Genomic DNA, 15,041 nt, shown 5'->3' with positions numbered 1-15,041 from the left:
GAGATGGTAATGCCAGGCGACAACATCAAGATGGTTGTGACGCTGATCCACCCAATCGCGATGGACGACGGTCTGCGTTTCGCAATCCGTGAAGGTGGCCGTACCGTTGGCGCGGGCGTGGTTGCTAAAGTTCTCGGCTAATTGCTGATAACATTTGACGCAATGCGCAATAAAAGGGCATCATTTGATGCCCTTTTTGCACGCTTTCAGATCAGAACCTGGCTCATCAGTGATTAAATTTGTCATAATCATTGCTGAGACAGGCTCTGCAGAGAGCGTATAATCCGAAAAGCGAATTAGCATTTCGATTTGGTTTGCCTCGCAATCGCGGGGTGAAAATGTTTGTAGAATACTTCTGACAGGTTGGTTTATGAGTGCGAATACCGAAGCTCAAGGGAGCGGGCGCGGCCTGGAAGCGATGAAATGGGTAGTCGTAGCCGTGCTGCTGATTGTAGCGATTGTCGGCAACTACCTTTATCGTGACATGATGCTGCCGCTACGCGCGCTTGCAGTGGTAATTCTGATTGCTGCAGCGGGTGGTGTCGCGCTGTTGACGACAAAAGGCAAAGCGACTGTCGCTTTTGCTCGCGAAGCGCGTACCGAAGTCCGCAAGGTAATTTGGCCGACTCGCCAGGAAACATTGCACACCACGCTGATCGTAGCGGCGGTTACCGCTGTAATGTCACTGATCCTGTGGGGACTGGATGGTATTCTGGTTCGCCTGGTATCCTTTATCACTGGCCTGAGGTTCTGAGATGTCTGAAGCCCCTAAAAAGCGCTGGTACGTCGTTCAGGCGTTTTCCGGTTTTGAAGGCCGCGTAGCAACGTCGCTGCGTGAGCATATCAAATTACACAACATGGAAGAGTTATTTGGCGAAGTTATGGTTCCGACCGAAGAAGTGGTCGAGATCCGTGGCGGCCAACGTCGCAAAAGCGAGCGTAAATTCTTCCCGGGTTACGTGCTGGTTCAGATGGTTATGAACGACGCGAGCTGGCACCTGGTGCGCAGCGTACCGCGCGTGATGGGCTTTATCGGCGGCACGTCTGACCGTCCGGCGCCAATCAGCGACAAAGAAGTTGATGCGATTATGAACCGCCTGCAGCAGGTGGGTGATAAGCCGCGTCCGAAAACGCTGTTTGAACCGGGTGAAATGGTTCGTGTTAATGACGGTCCGTTTGCTGACTTTAATGGCGTGGTTGAAGAAGTGGACTACGAAAAGTCCCGCCTGAAAGTGTCCGTTTCTATCTTCGGTCGTGCGACCCCTGTAGAACTGGACTTTGCCCAGGTCGAAAAAGCCTAAGCAGCGATCAAAAAAGCGACGATTTAATCGTTGCACAAGGCGCGAGATTGGAATACAATTTCGCGCCTTTTGTTTTTATGGGCTGCGGCCTGTAAAACGATTTTATTCACGGGGAGCCTCCTTGAGGCGTTATCACCCAATCAGAGGATTTTAGAATGGCTAAGAAAGTACAAGCCTACGTCAAGCTGCAGGTTGCAGCAGGTATGGCGAACCCAAGTCCACCAGTTGGTCCAGCTCTGGGTCAGCAGGGTGTGAACATCATGGAATTCTGTAAAGCGTTCAACGCCAAAACCGAATCCATGGAAAAAGGTCTGCCAATCCCAGTTGTTATCACTGTATACGCTGACCGTTCTTTCACTTTCGTTACCAAAACCCCTCCAGCAGCAGTTCTGCTGAAGAAAGCGGCGGGTATCAAGTCTGGTTCCGGTAAACCGAACAAAGACAAAGTGGGTAAAATTTCCCGCGCTCAGCTGCAGGAAATCGCGCAGACCAAAGCTGCCGACATGACTGGTGCCGACATTGAAGCGATGACTCGCTCAATCGAAGGTACTGCACGTTCCATGGGCCTGGTAGTGGAGGACTAAGAAATGGCTAAACTGACCAAGCGCATGTCCGTGATCCGTGACAAAGTTGATGCGACCAAACAGTACGACATCAACGAAGCTATCGCTCTGCTGAAAGAACTGGCTACCGCTAAGTTCGTTGAAAGCGTTGACGTTGCTGTTAACCTGGGCATCGATGCTCGTAAATCTGATCAGAACGTTCGTGGTGCAACTGTACTGCCACACGGTACTGGCCGTTCCGTACGCGTAGCTGTATTTGCTCAGGGTGCAAACGCTGAAGCGGCTAAAGCTGCCGGCGCTGAACTGGTAGGTATGGAAGATCTGGCTGACCAGATCAAGAAAGGCGAAATGAACTTTGACGTTGTTATTGCTTCTCCAGATGCAATGCGCGTTGTTGGCCAGCTGGGCCAGGTTCTGGGTCCACGCGGCCTGATGCCAAACCCGAAAGTGGGTACTGTAACCCCTAACGTTGCTGAAGCTGTTAAGAACGCTAAAGCAGGTCAGGTTCGTTATCGTAACGACAAAAACGGCATCATCCACACCACCATCGGTAAAGTGGACTTTGACGCTGACAAACTGAAAGAAAACCTGGAAGCTCTGCTGGTTGCGCTGAAAAAAGCAAAACCAACTCAGGCGAAAGGCGTGTACATCAAGAAAGTTAGCATCTCCACCACCATGGGTGCAGGTGTTGCAGTTGACCAGGCTGGCCTGAGCGCTGCTGCAAACTAATGCCTTTACGTGGGCGGTGATTTTGTCTACAATCTTACCCCCACGTTTGCTAACAAAAGTTAGCGGCTAAAAGATTTGTTCGTTGGAGCCTGGCCTAATCCAGGCCTCCGTCGAAGACCGCAGGTGTTTCGCAAGAAACTTAATGCCCTGCGTAGACGGTGACAGAACGCTAAGATTATTTTTGGATACTCTGGCTTGTTTCTGCTCACCGTATTAAGACGCTCTTTCCGTTGGGGAGAGTGAAGTGAGTTCCGGAACATGAGTTCCGGCAAACATCCAGGAGCAAAGCTAATGGCTTTAAATCTTCAAGACAAACAAGCGATTGTTGCTGAAGTCAGCGAAGTAGCCAAAGGCGCGCTGTCTGCAGTAGTTGCGGATTCCCGTGGCGTTACTGTAGACAAAATGACTGAACTGCGTAAAGCAGGTCGTGAAGCTGGCGTATACATGCGTGTTGTTCGTAACACCCTGCTGCGTCGCGTAGTTGAAGGTACTCCTTTCGAGTGCCTGAAAGACACGTTTGTTGGTCCGACCCTTATTGCATACTCTATGGAACACCCGGGCGCTGCTGCTCGTCTGTTCAAAGAGTTCGCGAAAGCGAATGCAAAATTTGAGGTCAAAGCTGCAGCCTTTGAAGGTGAGTTGATCCCGGCATCGCAAATCGATCGCCTGGCAACCCTGCCGACCTACGAAGAAGCAATTGCACGCCTGATGGCAACCATGAAAGAAGCTTCGGCTGGCAAACTGGTTCGCACTCTGGCTGCTGTTCGCGATGCAAAAGAAGCTGCTTAATCGCAGTTATCTTTATAAAGCATTTGCTTACGTATAAACTTATTCTGATTTTCAGGAACAATTTAAATGTCTATCACTAAAGATCAAATCATTGAAGCAGTTGCAGCTATGTCCGTAATGGACGTTGTAGAACTGATCTCTGCAATGGAAGAAAAATTCGGTGTTTCCGCTGCTGCTGCTGTAGCTGTAGCTGCTGGCCCGGTTGAAGCTGCTGAAGAAAAAACTGAATTCGACGTAATTCTGAAAGCTGCTGGCGCTAACAAAGTTGCTGTTATCAAAGCAGTACGTGGCGCAACTGGCCTGGGTCTGAAAGAAGCTAAAGACCTGGTAGAAGCTGCTCCAGCTGCGCTGAAAGAAGGCGTGAGCAAAGACGACGCAGAAGCACTGAAAAAATCTCTGGAAGAAGCTGGCGCTGAAGTTGAAGTTAAATAAGCCAACTTTTCTGGTTGCAGCCTAAGTCATTAGGCTGATGGCTGGTGACTTTTTAGTCACCAGCCTTTTTGCGCTGTAAGGCATCAGTAGCATTTCACACTGTTTGACTACTGGTTGTCCTGACAATGCATGTTTCTATCGACGACTTAATATATTGCGACAGGGTGCGCGCTCTGTGTAAATCGCGACGAAATGATTTAAGCGTGATAGCAACAGGTATTGCGGAAAGTATTCAATTTTCCGGTCCACAAAATGGTGTTGCACAAACTGTCCCTTCGTCGGACAGATGGGTCGACTTGTCAGCGAGCTGAGGAACCCTATGGTTTACTCCTATACCGAGAAAAAACGTATTCGTAAGGATTTTGGTAAACGTCCACAAGTTCTGGACATTCCATATCTCCTTTCTATCCAGCTTGACTCGTTCCAGAAGTTTATCGAGCAAGATCCTGAAGGGCAGTACGGCCTGGAAGCAGCCTTCCGTTCCGTGTTCCCGATTCAGAGCTACAGCGGTAACTCCGAGCTGCAGTACGTCAGCTACCGCCTTGGCGAACCGGTGTTTGACGTTCAGGAATGTCAGATCCGTGGCGTGACCTATTCCGCACCGCTGCGCGTAAAACTGCGTCTGGTGATCTATGAGCGCGAAGCGCCAGAAGGCACCGTAAAAGACATTAAAGAACAAGAAGTCTACATGGGTGAAATTCCACTCATGACAGACAACGGTACTTTCGTCATCAACGGTACTGAGCGTGTTATCGTTTCCCAGCTGCATCGTAGCCCGGGTGTCTTCTTCGACAGCGATAAAGGTAAAACACACTCATCCGGTAAAGTACTGTATAATGCGCGTATCATTCCTTACCGTGGTTCCTGGCTGGACTTCGAGTTCGATCCTAAAGACAACCTGTTTGTCCGTATCGACCGTCGTCGTAAACTGCCTGCGACCATCATTTTGCGTGCGCTGCAATACACCACTGAACAGATCCTGGACCTGTTCTTTGAGAAAGTAATCTTTGAAATCCGCGACAACAAGTTGCAGATGGAGCTGGTGCCAGAGCGTCTGCGTGGTGAGACCGCGTCGTTCGACATCGAAGCCGACGGCAAAGTGTATGTGGAAAAAGGCCGCCGTATTACCGCGCGCCACATCCGTCAGCTGGAAAAAGATGATATCAAACTCATCGAAGTTCCGGTTGAATACATTGCTGGAAAAGTAGCCGCGAAAGATTACGTTGATGAATCAACTGGCGAGCTGATCTGCCCGGCGAACATGGAGCTGAGCCTGGATCTGCTGGCTAAGCTGAGCCAGTCTGGCCACAAACGCATCGAAACGCTGTTCACCAACGATCTGGACCACGGTCCTTATATCTCTGAGACTATCCGCGTCGATCCAACGACCGATCGTCTGAGCGCGCTGGTAGAAATCTACCGCATGATGCGCCCTGGTGAACCACCAACTCGCGAAGCGGCTGAAAGCCTGTTCGAGAACCTGTTCTTCTCCGAAGACCGCTACGATCTGTCCGCGGTTGGTCGTATGAAGTTCAACCGTTCTCTGCTGCGTGATGAGATCGAAGGTTCCGGTATCCTGAGCAAAGACGACATCATCGAAGTGATGAAGAAGCTCATCGATATCCGTAACGGCAAAGGCGAAGTGGACGATATCGACCACCTCGGCAACCGTCGTATCCGTTCCGTAGGCGAAATGGCGGAAAACCAGTTCCGCGTTGGCCTGGTACGTGTTGAGCGTGCGGTGAAAGAGCGTCTGTCTCTGGGCGATCTGGATACCCTGATGCCTCAGGATATGATCAACGCCAAGCCGATTTCTGCAGCAGTGAAAGAGTTCTTCGGTTCCAGCCAGCTGTCTCAGTTCATGGACCAGAACAACCCGCTGTCTGAGATCACGCACAAACGTCGTATCTCTGCACTCGGCCCAGGCGGTCTGACCCGTGAACGTGCAGGCTTCGAAGTTCGAGACGTACACCCGACTCACTACGGTCGCGTATGTCCAATCGAAACGCCTGAAGGTCCAAACATCGGTCTGATCAACTCCCTGTCCGTGTACGCACAGACTAACGAATACGGTTTCCTTGAGACGCCGTACCGTAAAGTGACCGACGGTGTTGTAACTGACGAAATTCACTACCTGTCTGCTATCGAAGAAGGCAACTACGTTATCGCTCAGGCGAACTCCAACCTGGATGACGAAGGCCACTTTGTAGAAGATCTGGTTACCTGCCGTAGCAAAGGCGAATCCAGCTTGTTCAGCCGCGACCAGGTTGACTACATGGACGTATCCACCCAGCAGGTGGTATCCGTCGGTGCGTCCCTGATCCCGTTCCTGGAACACGATGACGCCAACCGTGCATTGATGGGTGCGAACATGCAACGTCAGGCCGTTCCAACTCTGCGTGCTGATAAGCCGCTGGTTGGTACCGGTATGGAACGTGCTGTTGCCGTTGACTCCGGTGTTACTGCGGTGGCTAAACGTGGCGGTACTGTTCAGTACGTGGATGCTTCCCGTATCGTTATCAAAGTTAACGAAGACGAGATGTACCCGGGCGAAGCAGGTATCGACATTTATAACCTGACCAAATACACCCGTTCTAACCAGAACACCTGTATCAACCAGATGCCTTGTGTGTCTCTGGGTGAGCCCGTTGAGCGCGGCGACGTGCTGGCAGACGGTCCGTCCACCGACCTCGGTGAACTGGCGCTCGGTCAAAACATGCGCGTAGCGTTCATGCCGTGGAACGGTTACAACTTCGAAGACTCCATCCTCGTCTCCGAGCGTGTGGTTCAGGAAGATCGTTTCACTACCATCCACATTCAGGAACTGGCATGTGTGTCCCGTGACACCAAGCTGGGGCCAGAAGAGATCACCGCTGACATCCCTAACGTGGGTGAAGCTGCGCTCTCCAAACTGGATGAATCCGGTATCGTTTACATCGGTGCAGAAGTGACCGGCGGCGACATTCTGGTTGGTAAGGTAACGCCGAAAGGTGAAACCCAGCTGACGCCAGAAGAGAAACTGCTGCGTGCTATCTTCGGTGAGAAAGCGTCTGACGTTAAAGACTCTTCTCTGCGCGTACCAAACGGTGTTTCCGGTACGGTTATCGATGTTCAGGTCTTCACCCGTGACGGCGTTGAAAAAGATAAGCGTGCGCTGGAAATCGAAGAGATGCAGCTCAAACAGGCTAAGAAAGACCTGTCTGAAGAACTGCAGATCCTCGAAGCGGGTCTGTTCAGCCGTATCTATGCGGTGCTGGTTGCCGGTGGCGTTGAAGCTGAGAAGCTCGACAAACTGCCACGCGATCGCTGGCTGGAACTGGGCCTGACCGACGAAGAGAAACAAAATCAGCTGGAACAGCTGGCTGAGCAGTATGACGAACTGAAACACGAGTTCGAGAAAAAACTCGAAGCGAAACGCCGTAAAATCACTCAGGGCGACGATCTGGCACCAGGCGTGCTGAAGATTGTTAAGGTGTATCTGGCTGTTAAACGTCAGATCCAGCCTGGTGATAAGATGGCAGGTCGTCACGGTAACAAGGGTGTTATCTCTAAGATCAACCCGATCGAAGATATGCCGCACGATGCTAACGGTACGCCGGTAGATATCGTACTGAACCCACTGGGTGTACCGTCTCGTATGAACATCGGTCAGATTCTGGAAACCCACCTGGGTATGGCTGCGAAAGGTATCGGCGATAAGATCAACGCCATGCTGAAACAGCAGGAAGAAGTCGCGAAACTGCGCGAATTCATCCAGCGTGCCTACGATCTGGGTACCGACGTTCGTCAGAAAGTCGACCTGAGCACCTTCAGCGATGAAGAAGTGCTGCGTCTGGCAGAGAACCTGCGCAAAGGTATGCCGATTGCAACGCCGGTATTCGACGGTGCAAAAGAAGCTGAAATCAAAGAGCTGCTGCAACTGGGTGGTCTGCCAACGTCTGGTCAGATTACGCTGTTTGATGGCCGTACCGGTGAACAGTTCGAGCGTCCGGTAACCGTAGGTTACATGTACATGCTGAAACTGAACCACCTGGTCGACGACAAGATGCACGCTCGTTCTACCGGTTCTTACAGCCTGGTTACTCAGCAGCCGCTGGGTGGTAAGGCGCAGTTCGGTGGTCAGCGCTTCGGGGAGATGGAAGTGTGGGCGCTGGAAGCATACGGCGCAGCATACACCCTGCAGGAAATGCTCACCGTTAAGTCTGATGACGTGAACGGTCGTACCAAGATGTATAAAAACATCGTGGACGGCAATCATCAGATGGAACCGGGCATGCCAGAGTCCTTCAACGTACTGTTGAAAGAGATTCGTTCGCTGGGTATCAACATCGAACTGGAAGACGAGTAATTCTCGCTCAAACAGGTCACTGGTGTCGGGCTAACCCCCGACACCAGATTGTGCTAACTCCGACGGGAGCAAATCCGTGAAAGATTTATTAAAGTTTCTGAAAGCGCAGACTAAAACCGAAGAGTTTGATGCGATCAAAATTGCTCTGGCTTCGCCAGACATGATCCGTTCATGGTCTTTCGGTGAAGTTAAAAAGCCGGAAACCATCAACTACCGTACGTTCAAGCCTGAGCGTGACGGCCTTTTCTGTGCGCGAATTTTCGGGCCAGTAAAAGACTACGAGTGCCTGTGCGGTAAGTACAAGCGCCTGAAACACCGTGGTGTGATCTGTGAGAAGTGCGGCGTTGAAGTGACCCAGACCAAAGTGCGCCGTGAGCGCATGGGCCACATCGAACTGGCATCTCCAACTGCGCACATCTGGTTCCTGAAATCTCTGCCGTCCCGTATCGGCCTGCTGCTGGATATGCCGCTGCGCGATATCGAACGTGTTCTGTACTTCGAATCTTATGTCGTTATCGAAGGCGGTATGACGAACCTGGAACGCCACCAGATTCTGACCGAAGAACAGTATCTGGACGCGCTGGAAGAGTTCGGTGACGAATTCGACGCGAAGATGGGTGCGGAAGCTATTCAGGCCCTGCTGAAGAGCATGGACCTGGAGCAAGAGTGCGAGCAGCTGCGTGAAGAGCTGAACGAAACCAACTCCGAAACCAAGCGTAAAAAGCTGACCAAGCGTATCAAACTGCTGGAAGCGTTCGTTCAGTCTGGTAACAAACCAGAGTGGATGATCCTGACCGTTCTGCCGGTGCTGCCGCCAGATCTGCGTCCGCTGGTTCCGCTGGATGGTGGTCGTTTCGCAACGTCGGATCTGAACGATCTGTATCGTCGCGTTATCAACCGTAACAACCGTCTGAAACGTCTGCTGGATCTGGCTGCGCCGGACATCATCGTACGTAACGAAAAACGTATGCTGCAGGAAGCGGTAGATGCCCTGCTGGATAACGGTCGTCGCGGTCGCGCGATCACCGGTTCTAACAAACGTCCTCTGAAATCTTTGGCCGATATGATCAAAGGTAAACAGGGTCGTTTCCGTCAGAACCTGCTCGGTAAGCGTGTTGACTACTCCGGTCGTTCTGTTATCACCGTAGGTCCATACCTGCGTCTGCATCAGTGCGGTCTGCCGAAGAAAATGGCACTGGAGCTGTTCAAACCGTTCATCTACGGCAAGCTGGAACTGCGTGGCCTGGCCACCACCATCAAAGCCGCTAAGAAAATGGTTGAGCGTGAAGAAGCTGTCGTTTGGGATATCCTGGACGAAGTTATCCGCGAACACCCGGTACTGCTGAACCGTGCACCAACACTGCACCGTCTGGGTATCCAGGCATTTGAACCGGTACTGATCGAAGGTAAAGCTATCCAGCTGCACCCGCTGGTTTGTGCGGCATATAACGCCGACTTCGATGGTGACCAGATGGCTGTTCACGTACCGCTGACGCTGGAAGCCCAGCTCGAAGCGCGTGCGCTGATGATGTCTACTAACAACATCCTGTCTCCAGCGAACGGTGAACCAATCATCGTTCCTTCTCAGGACGTTGTATTGGGTCTGTACTACATGACCCGTGACTGTGTTAACGCCAAAGGCGAAGGCATGGTGCTGACTGGCCCTAAAGAAGCTGAGCGTATCTATCGCGCTGGCCTGGCCTCTCTGCATGCGCGTGTCAAAGTGCGTATCACTGAATATGAAAAAGATGCTAACGGCGAATTCGTTGCGAAAACCAGCCTGAAAGACACGACCGTTGGCCGTGCCATTCTGTGGATGATCGTACCGAAAGGTCTGCCTTTCTCCATCGTCAACCAGGCGCTGGGTAAGAAAGCGATCTCCAAAATGCTGAACACCTGTTACCGCATTCTGGGTCTGAAGCCGACGGTTATCTTCGCTGACCAGACAATGTACACCGGCTTTGCATATGCAGCGCGTTCAGGTGCATCTGTTGGTATCGATGACATGGTTATCCCAGAGAAGAAACACGAGATCATCTCTGAAGCGGAAGCCGAAGTTGCTGAGATCCAGGAGCAGTTCCAGTCTGGTCTGGTTACCGCGGGCGAACGCTATAACAAAGTTATCGATATCTGGGCTGCGGCGAACGATCGTGTATCCAAAGCGATGATGGATAACCTGCAAACCGAAACCGTGATTAACCGTGACGGCGTAGAAGAGCAGCAGGTTTCCTTCAACAGCATTTACATGATGGCCGACTCCGGTGCGCGTGGTTCTGCAGCACAGATTCGTCAGCTGGCAGGTATGCGTGGTCTGATGGCGAAGCCAGATGGCTCCATCATCGAAACGCCAATCACCGCGAACTTCCGTGAAGGTCTGAACGTACTCCAGTACTTCATCTCTACTCACGGTGCGCGTAAAGGTCTGGCGGATACCGCACTGAAAACAGCGAACTCCGGTTATCTGACGCGTCGTCTGGTTGACGTTGCGCAGGATCTGGTTGTGACCGAAGACGATTGTGGCACCCTCGAAGGTATCACCATGACCCCGGTTATCGAGGGTGGTGATGTTAAAGAGCCGCTGCGCGATCGCGTACTGGGTCGTGTAACCGCGGAAGACATTCTGAAGCCGGGTACCGCAGACATTCTGGTTCCACGCAACACGCTGCTGCACGAACAGTGGTGTGACCTGCTGGAAGCGAACTCTGTTGACTCTGTGAAAGTTCGTTCCGTTGTATCTTGTGACACCGATTTCGGTGTATGTGCGCACTGCTATGGTCGTGACCTGGCGCGTGGCCACATCATCAACAAAGGTGAAGCAATCGGTGTTATCGCGGCACAGTCCATCGGTGAACCGGGTACACAGCTGACGATGCGTACGTTCCACATCGGTGGTGCGGCATCTCGTGCGGCTGCTGAATCCAGCATCCAGGTGAAAAACAAAGGTAGCATCAAGCTCAGCAACGCGAAGTCTGTTGTTAACTCCGCAGGCAAGCTGGTTGTGACCTCTCGTAACACCGAGCTGAAGCTGATCGACGAATTCGGTCGTACCAAAGAGAGCTATAAAGTGCCTTACGGTGCTGTTATGGCGAAAGGTGATGGCGAGCAGGTTGCCGGCGGTGAAACCGTTGCAAACTGGGATCCACACACCATGCCGGTTATCACCGAAGTAAGTGGTTTCATCCGCTTCACTGACATGATCGACGGCCAGACCATTACTCGTCAGACCGACGAGCTGACCGGTCTGTCTTCTCTGGTCGTTCTGGACTCTGCTGAGCGTACTGCCGGTGGTAAAGATCTGCGTCCTGCACTGAAAATCGTTGATGCTCAGGGTAACGACGTTCTGATCCCTGGTACCGATATGCCTGCGCAGTACTTCCTGCCGGGTAAAGCGATTGTACAGCTGGAAGATGGCGTACAGATCAGTTCTGGTGACACCCTGGCGCGTATTCCTCAGGAATCCGGCGGTACCAAGGACATCACCGGTGGTCTGCCACGCGTTGCGGATCTGTTCGAAGCACGTCGTCCGAAAGAGCCTGCAATCCTGGCTGAAATCAGCGGTATCATCTCCTTCGGTAAAGAGACCAAAGGTAAACGCCGTCTGGTTATCACCCCAGTAGATGGCAGCGAGCCGTACGAAGAGATGATTCCTAAGTGGCGTCAGCTCAACGTGTTCGAAGGTGAACGTGTAGAACGTGGTGATGTGGTTTCCGACGGTCCAGAAGCGCCGCACGACATCCTGCGTCTGCGTGGTGTGCATGCTGTTACTCGTTACATCGTTAACGAAGTACAGGACGTATACCGTCTGCAGGGCGTTAAGATTAACGATAAACACATTGAAGTTATCGTTCGTCAGATGCTGCGTAAAGCAACCATCGATAGCGCGGGCAGCTCTGAGTTCCTCGAAGGCGAGCAGGTTGAATACTCACGCGTCAAGATCGCTAACCGCGATCTGGAAGCGAACGGCAAAATCGCTGCGACCTTCTCGCGCGATCTGCTGGGTATCACCAAAGCGTCTCTGGCAACCGAGTCCTTCATCTCTGCAGCATCGTTCCAGGAGACCACGCGTGTCCTGACCGAAGCCGCTGTAGCAGGTAAGCGTGATGAACTGCGCGGTCTGAAAGAGAACGTTATCGTGGGTCGTCTGATCCCGGCTGGTACCGGTTATGCGTACCATCAGGATCGTATGCGTCGTCGTGCTGCAGGCGAACTGCCAGCTGCACCGCAGGTAACTGCTGAAGATGCATCCGCGAGCCTGGCAGAGCTGCTGAACGCAGGTCTGGGTGGTTCTGACAACGAGTAATCGTTGATTCAGCAAATAAAAAACCCGCTTCGGCGGGTTTTTTTATGTCTGCATATTTTTCAGTTTATCAGCGGTAGCCGACGATACAGCTCAATCATATCGCCCGCCAGGTCCTGAATGACCATCGCGTTCATCAGGTGATCCTGAGAGTGGACGGTGATCAGGTTAACCGGCAGCTTTCCGGTCCCTTCATCAAGACCAATCAGCTGCGTCTGGATGGTGTGGGCATGTTTCACGTATTCACGCGACTCTTCCATCGCCTTTTCGGCTTCGTCAAAGTCGCCTTTACGGGCCATCTGCAACGCCGTAAGGGCAGCACTGCGCGCTGCTCCCGCGTTGACCAGCAGTTCCATGATCGTTGTTTCTAAATCTTCCACGGGTCACTCCAGTAATTTAAGCGCTTTTTCCAGGACGACATCACCTTTCATCATGCCGTAATCCATCATGTCGATCACCGCGACCTTTTTACCCAGCGGATCGGCCTGCGCCTGAAGTTTAGCCTGCTCGTATTTAACCTGTGGCCCCAGCAATACGATGTCAGCCGTCGCGATATTATCTTTAAACTCCGCAACCGGAACGGCCTTAATGGTGACTTCAACCCCTTTTTTCTGCGCGGCGTCTTTCATACGTTGAACCAGCATGCTGGTTGACATTCCCGCTGCACAGCATAAAACGATGTTCTTCATAATCAGCCTCGATCTACATGTGTTTATTGATAATTATCCCGTGCAGACCGCTTCAACAACCGCTTTACCGCGATTGTGTGTCAGGCATCACAAAGAAATGGGTGATTTTCTGAAACCGGTTACAATTTTGCATGAAAGCGCACGCTGCCCGTCGAAACGGACAGCGTGGGAGGGAAGAAATTAACGGATGGAGGTCTGAAGGATGCGGTTTTTACCCTGTTGTTTTGCGCTGTAAAGTGCGTTATCCACGCTCCCTACAAATTGCTCCAGCGGTTCGAAATGCCATTCCCCCAGGCCTGCACTGAACGTGACCTGCAGGTTTTCTTCCCGCCAGACGCGTTTTTCAATGGTGGTACGCCACGCTTCCAGCAACGAGATTGCATCAGCAATTTGCGCAGCCTGGAAGACCACCGCAAACTCTTCTCCACCGTACCGGTACACCGAGATGTGGTGCGGTTGCATGATCTGGATCCCTTCACGCGCCACGTTACGCAGGACAATATCGCCGCTAAGGTGGCCCCAGGTATCGTTGATTGATTTGAAGTTATCGATGTCCACCAGCGCCAGTGCGAAAGGCTGTTGAGCCGCCATTAACTCTTCCACATCGGTATCGAACGCGCGGCGGTTTTTGCAGCCTGTTAGCGCATCGTGGGTTGCCTGGCGGACATATGCCATCTCACGCTCTTTATTCGACTGGATGGTATGACTCAGCATCGCTTCCAGACGCGGTGCCTGGCTGACGTCGCCAGTTTTGATGGCGTTGATAATATGCATCAGCACGGTACGCGAGGCATGGCGAAGGTACAAACCGAAGAGAATGATAATAATCGCCGCCAGTGCAAATCCCCAGCCAACGATAGTGGTTTCGTGGCGGGTAATATCCGTCAGGGTCGCGCCAGAGACCCGGTAGATGACAAACCAATCCGGGTTAGTGAAGGAGTAGTAGTAATACCAGGTTTTACTTTTCCGGTCGTATAAATGACCCTCGCCGCTGGTCATTTTGTCCATCAGCGCTTCGCTCACGTATTTTTTGAACAGCGCGCCCGTGTCAGGATGAAGCACCACGGTTCCGTCGCGCTCGACGACGAAGAATTCCCCTTGTACAGGGGCCACCATCTGTCGAAGGGTATAACCCATCGACGCCAAATCAAGATGAAAGGCGAGGGTTCCCTTGAGTCTGCCTTCTGTTGAAATCAATGGCTTATAAAGCGTGACCGTTGGATGCCCGGTAAAGTAGTCCATATAAGGGTGGGTATAATGGCTGAAAATACTGGCTTCCGCGTGGGCGACAAACCACGGGCGCGTCCGCGGATCGACGTTTTTACTCTTTTCCGTGGGAGGCGCTTCTGGAACGTGCAAATAATGCCCTTCCGTGTCGGCCAGCGAGATGGATGACACGGTCGGCATCAGGTTTTGCAAATGCATCAACATCTGCAACCCTTGCGTCGGGTTGACGTTCAGCGTCTCATTCAGTATTTCGTTGCGGGAAAAGTACATCGCAGAACGACCAAGAATATAGTCGTTTTCACGCAACATTGATTCGGTATAGTTAACCGCCAGATTATGCGTGAAATTACCATTAATTTTATGATAATCCTCAAGAAAATCCTTTCGTTGCGAAAGCGTAACCACGACAGCGATCAGTGCGAAACTGCACAGTATCCCCGCGAAGCTGGCCATTATTGGCCGGGTAAAAGAGAGTTTTTTGCTGTGAAGTGCCATGAGTTGTACATCATTCCTGAGGGTGAATGCTTTTCGTCTGCCGATATCCTCTCAGCATAGTCGCAGTCCTGCGGTTAGCTGTGAATTATACGGAACACGATTTCAGACGAGATGATTTATCTTAAGAATGGCTAAGAAATTACTCATAAAAGCAGAAATTCAGTGTGCACG

The 15,041-nt window shown here is 51.9% G+C and carries 11 protein-coding genes and 1 pseudogene; 9 read left to right on the top strand and 3 right to left on the bottom strand.

Going from position 1 to position 15,041, the window contains the following annotated elements; genetic code table 11:
* The 9 genes and pseudogenes from tuf to rpoC form a co-directional block, all read left to right on the top strand.
* Positions 1-141: pseudogene (tuf, locus tag BJ887_RS01530) on the top strand (elongation factor Tu); the annotation flags it as partial.
* A gap of 229 nt (positions 142-370) precedes the next feature.
* Positions 371-754: a preprotein translocase subunit SecE gene (gene secE / locus BJ887_RS01525; RefSeq protein ID WP_003862342.1), complete on the top strand. Its 384-nt coding sequence runs from the start codon at positions 371-373 to the stop codon at positions 752-754.
* 1 nt (position 755) lies between these two features.
* The gene (nusG, locus tag BJ887_RS01520; protein ID WP_003862341.1) at positions 756-1,301 is read left to right on the top strand and encodes a transcription termination/antitermination protein NusG; all 546 of its coding nucleotides are present in this window, start codon (positions 756-758) and stop codon (positions 1,299-1,301) included.
* A gap of 155 nt (positions 1,302-1,456) precedes the next feature.
* A complete protein-coding gene (gene rplK / locus BJ887_RS01515) occupies positions 1,457-1,885 on the top strand; it encodes a 50S ribosomal protein L11 (RefSeq protein WP_008808007.1) in 429 nt (142 codons plus the stop codon).
* Positions 1,886-1,888: 3 nt separating this feature from the next.
* Complete coding sequence (gene rplA / locus BJ887_RS01510) at positions 1,889-2,593, top strand: 50S ribosomal protein L1 (RefSeq protein ID WP_006810530.1); 705 nt, start codon at positions 1,889-1,891, stop codon at positions 2,591-2,593.
* Positions 2,594-2,884: 291 nt separating this feature from the next.
* On the top strand, positions 2,885-3,382 hold the full coding sequence (gene rplJ / locus BJ887_RS01500) for a 50S ribosomal protein L10 (RefSeq protein ID WP_004097644.1): 498 nt from the start codon (positions 2,885-2,887) through the stop codon (positions 3,380-3,382).
* A gap of 66 nt (positions 3,383-3,448) precedes the next feature.
* Positions 3,449-3,814 (top strand): 50S ribosomal protein L7/L12, encoded by a 366-nt coding sequence (rplL, locus tag BJ887_RS01495; RefSeq protein ID WP_014168154.1) that lies wholly within the window; start codon positions 3,449-3,451, stop codon positions 3,812-3,814.
* A gap of 319 nt (positions 3,815-4,133) precedes the next feature.
* Positions 4,134-8,162 (top strand): DNA-directed RNA polymerase subunit beta, encoded by a 4,029-nt coding sequence (rpoB, locus tag BJ887_RS01490; protein ID WP_020882980.1) that lies wholly within the window; start codon positions 4,134-4,136, stop codon positions 8,160-8,162.
* A 76-nt stretch (positions 8,163-8,238) separates the two neighbouring features.
* On the top strand, positions 8,239-12,462 hold the full coding sequence (gene rpoC, locus BJ887_RS01485) for a DNA-directed RNA polymerase subunit beta' (protein WP_014168156.1): 4,224 nt from the start codon (positions 8,239-8,241) through the stop codon (positions 12,460-12,462).
* A gap of 59 nt (positions 12,463-12,521) precedes the next feature.
* On the opposite strand, the gene BJ887_RS01480 is transcribed toward rpoC, so the two are convergent.
* From BJ887_RS01480 to BJ887_RS01470, 3 genes are all read right to left on the bottom strand, one after another.
* Positions 12,522-12,839: a PTS lactose/cellobiose transporter subunit IIA gene (locus BJ887_RS01480; protein WP_014168157.1), complete on the bottom strand. Its 318-nt coding sequence runs from the start codon at positions 12,837-12,839 to the stop codon at positions 12,522-12,524.
* 3 nt (positions 12,840-12,842) lie between these two features.
* Entirely contained in the window at positions 12,843-13,148 is a 306-nt protein-coding gene (locus BJ887_RS01475) for a PTS sugar transporter subunit IIB (protein ID WP_014068453.1), read from the bottom strand.
* 180 nt (positions 13,149-13,328) lie between these two features.
* The gene (locus BJ887_RS01470) at positions 13,329-14,870 is read right to left on the bottom strand and encodes a sensor domain-containing diguanylate cyclase (RefSeq protein ID WP_063215724.1); all 1,542 of its coding nucleotides are present in this window, start codon (positions 14,868-14,870) and stop codon (positions 13,329-13,331) included.
* Positions 14,871-15,041: the final 171 nt, after the last annotated feature.

The organism is Enterobacter sp. WPR_3_1, assembly GCF_003635055.1.
GTDB lineage: Bacteria > Pseudomonadota > Gammaproteobacteria > Enterobacterales > Enterobacteriaceae > Enterobacter > Enterobacter ludwigii.
Note: the sequence above shows the minus strand (reverse complement) of the source record. Positions and strands in the feature narration are given on the sequence as shown.

What these genes read in the sequence shown, in the direction of transcription:
- rplA (WP_006810530.1), top strand. Translation starts at nt 1,889, where the DNA reads ATGGCTAAACTGACCAAGCGCATGTCCGTGATCCGTGACAAAGTTGAT.
- BJ887_RS01470 (WP_063215724.1), bottom strand. Translation starts at nt 14,870, where the DNA reads ATGGCACTTCACAGCAAAAAACTCTCTTTTACCCGGCCAATAATGGCC.
- rplJ (WP_004097644.1), top strand. Translation starts at nt 2,885, where the DNA reads ATGGCTTTAAATCTTCAAGACAAACAAGCGATTGTTGCTGAAGTCAGC.
- secE (WP_003862342.1), top strand. Translation starts at nt 371, where the DNA reads ATGAGTGCGAATACCGAAGCTCAAGGGAGCGGGCGCGGCCTGGAAGCG.
- rplL (WP_014168154.1), top strand. Translation starts at nt 3,449, where the DNA reads ATGTCTATCACTAAAGATCAAATCATTGAAGCAGTTGCAGCTATGTCC.
- rplK (WP_008808007.1), top strand. Translation starts at nt 1,457, where the DNA reads ATGGCTAAGAAAGTACAAGCCTACGTCAAGCTGCAGGTTGCAGCAGGT.
- nusG (WP_003862341.1), top strand. Translation starts at nt 756, where the DNA reads ATGTCTGAAGCCCCTAAAAAGCGCTGGTACGTCGTTCAGGCGTTTTCC.
- rpoB (WP_020882980.1), top strand. Translation starts at nt 4,134, where the DNA reads ATGGTTTACTCCTATACCGAGAAAAAACGTATTCGTAAGGATTTTGGT.
- BJ887_RS01475 (WP_014068453.1), bottom strand. Translation starts at nt 13,148, where the DNA reads ATGAAGAACATCGTTTTATGCTGTGCAGCGGGAATGTCAACCAGCATG.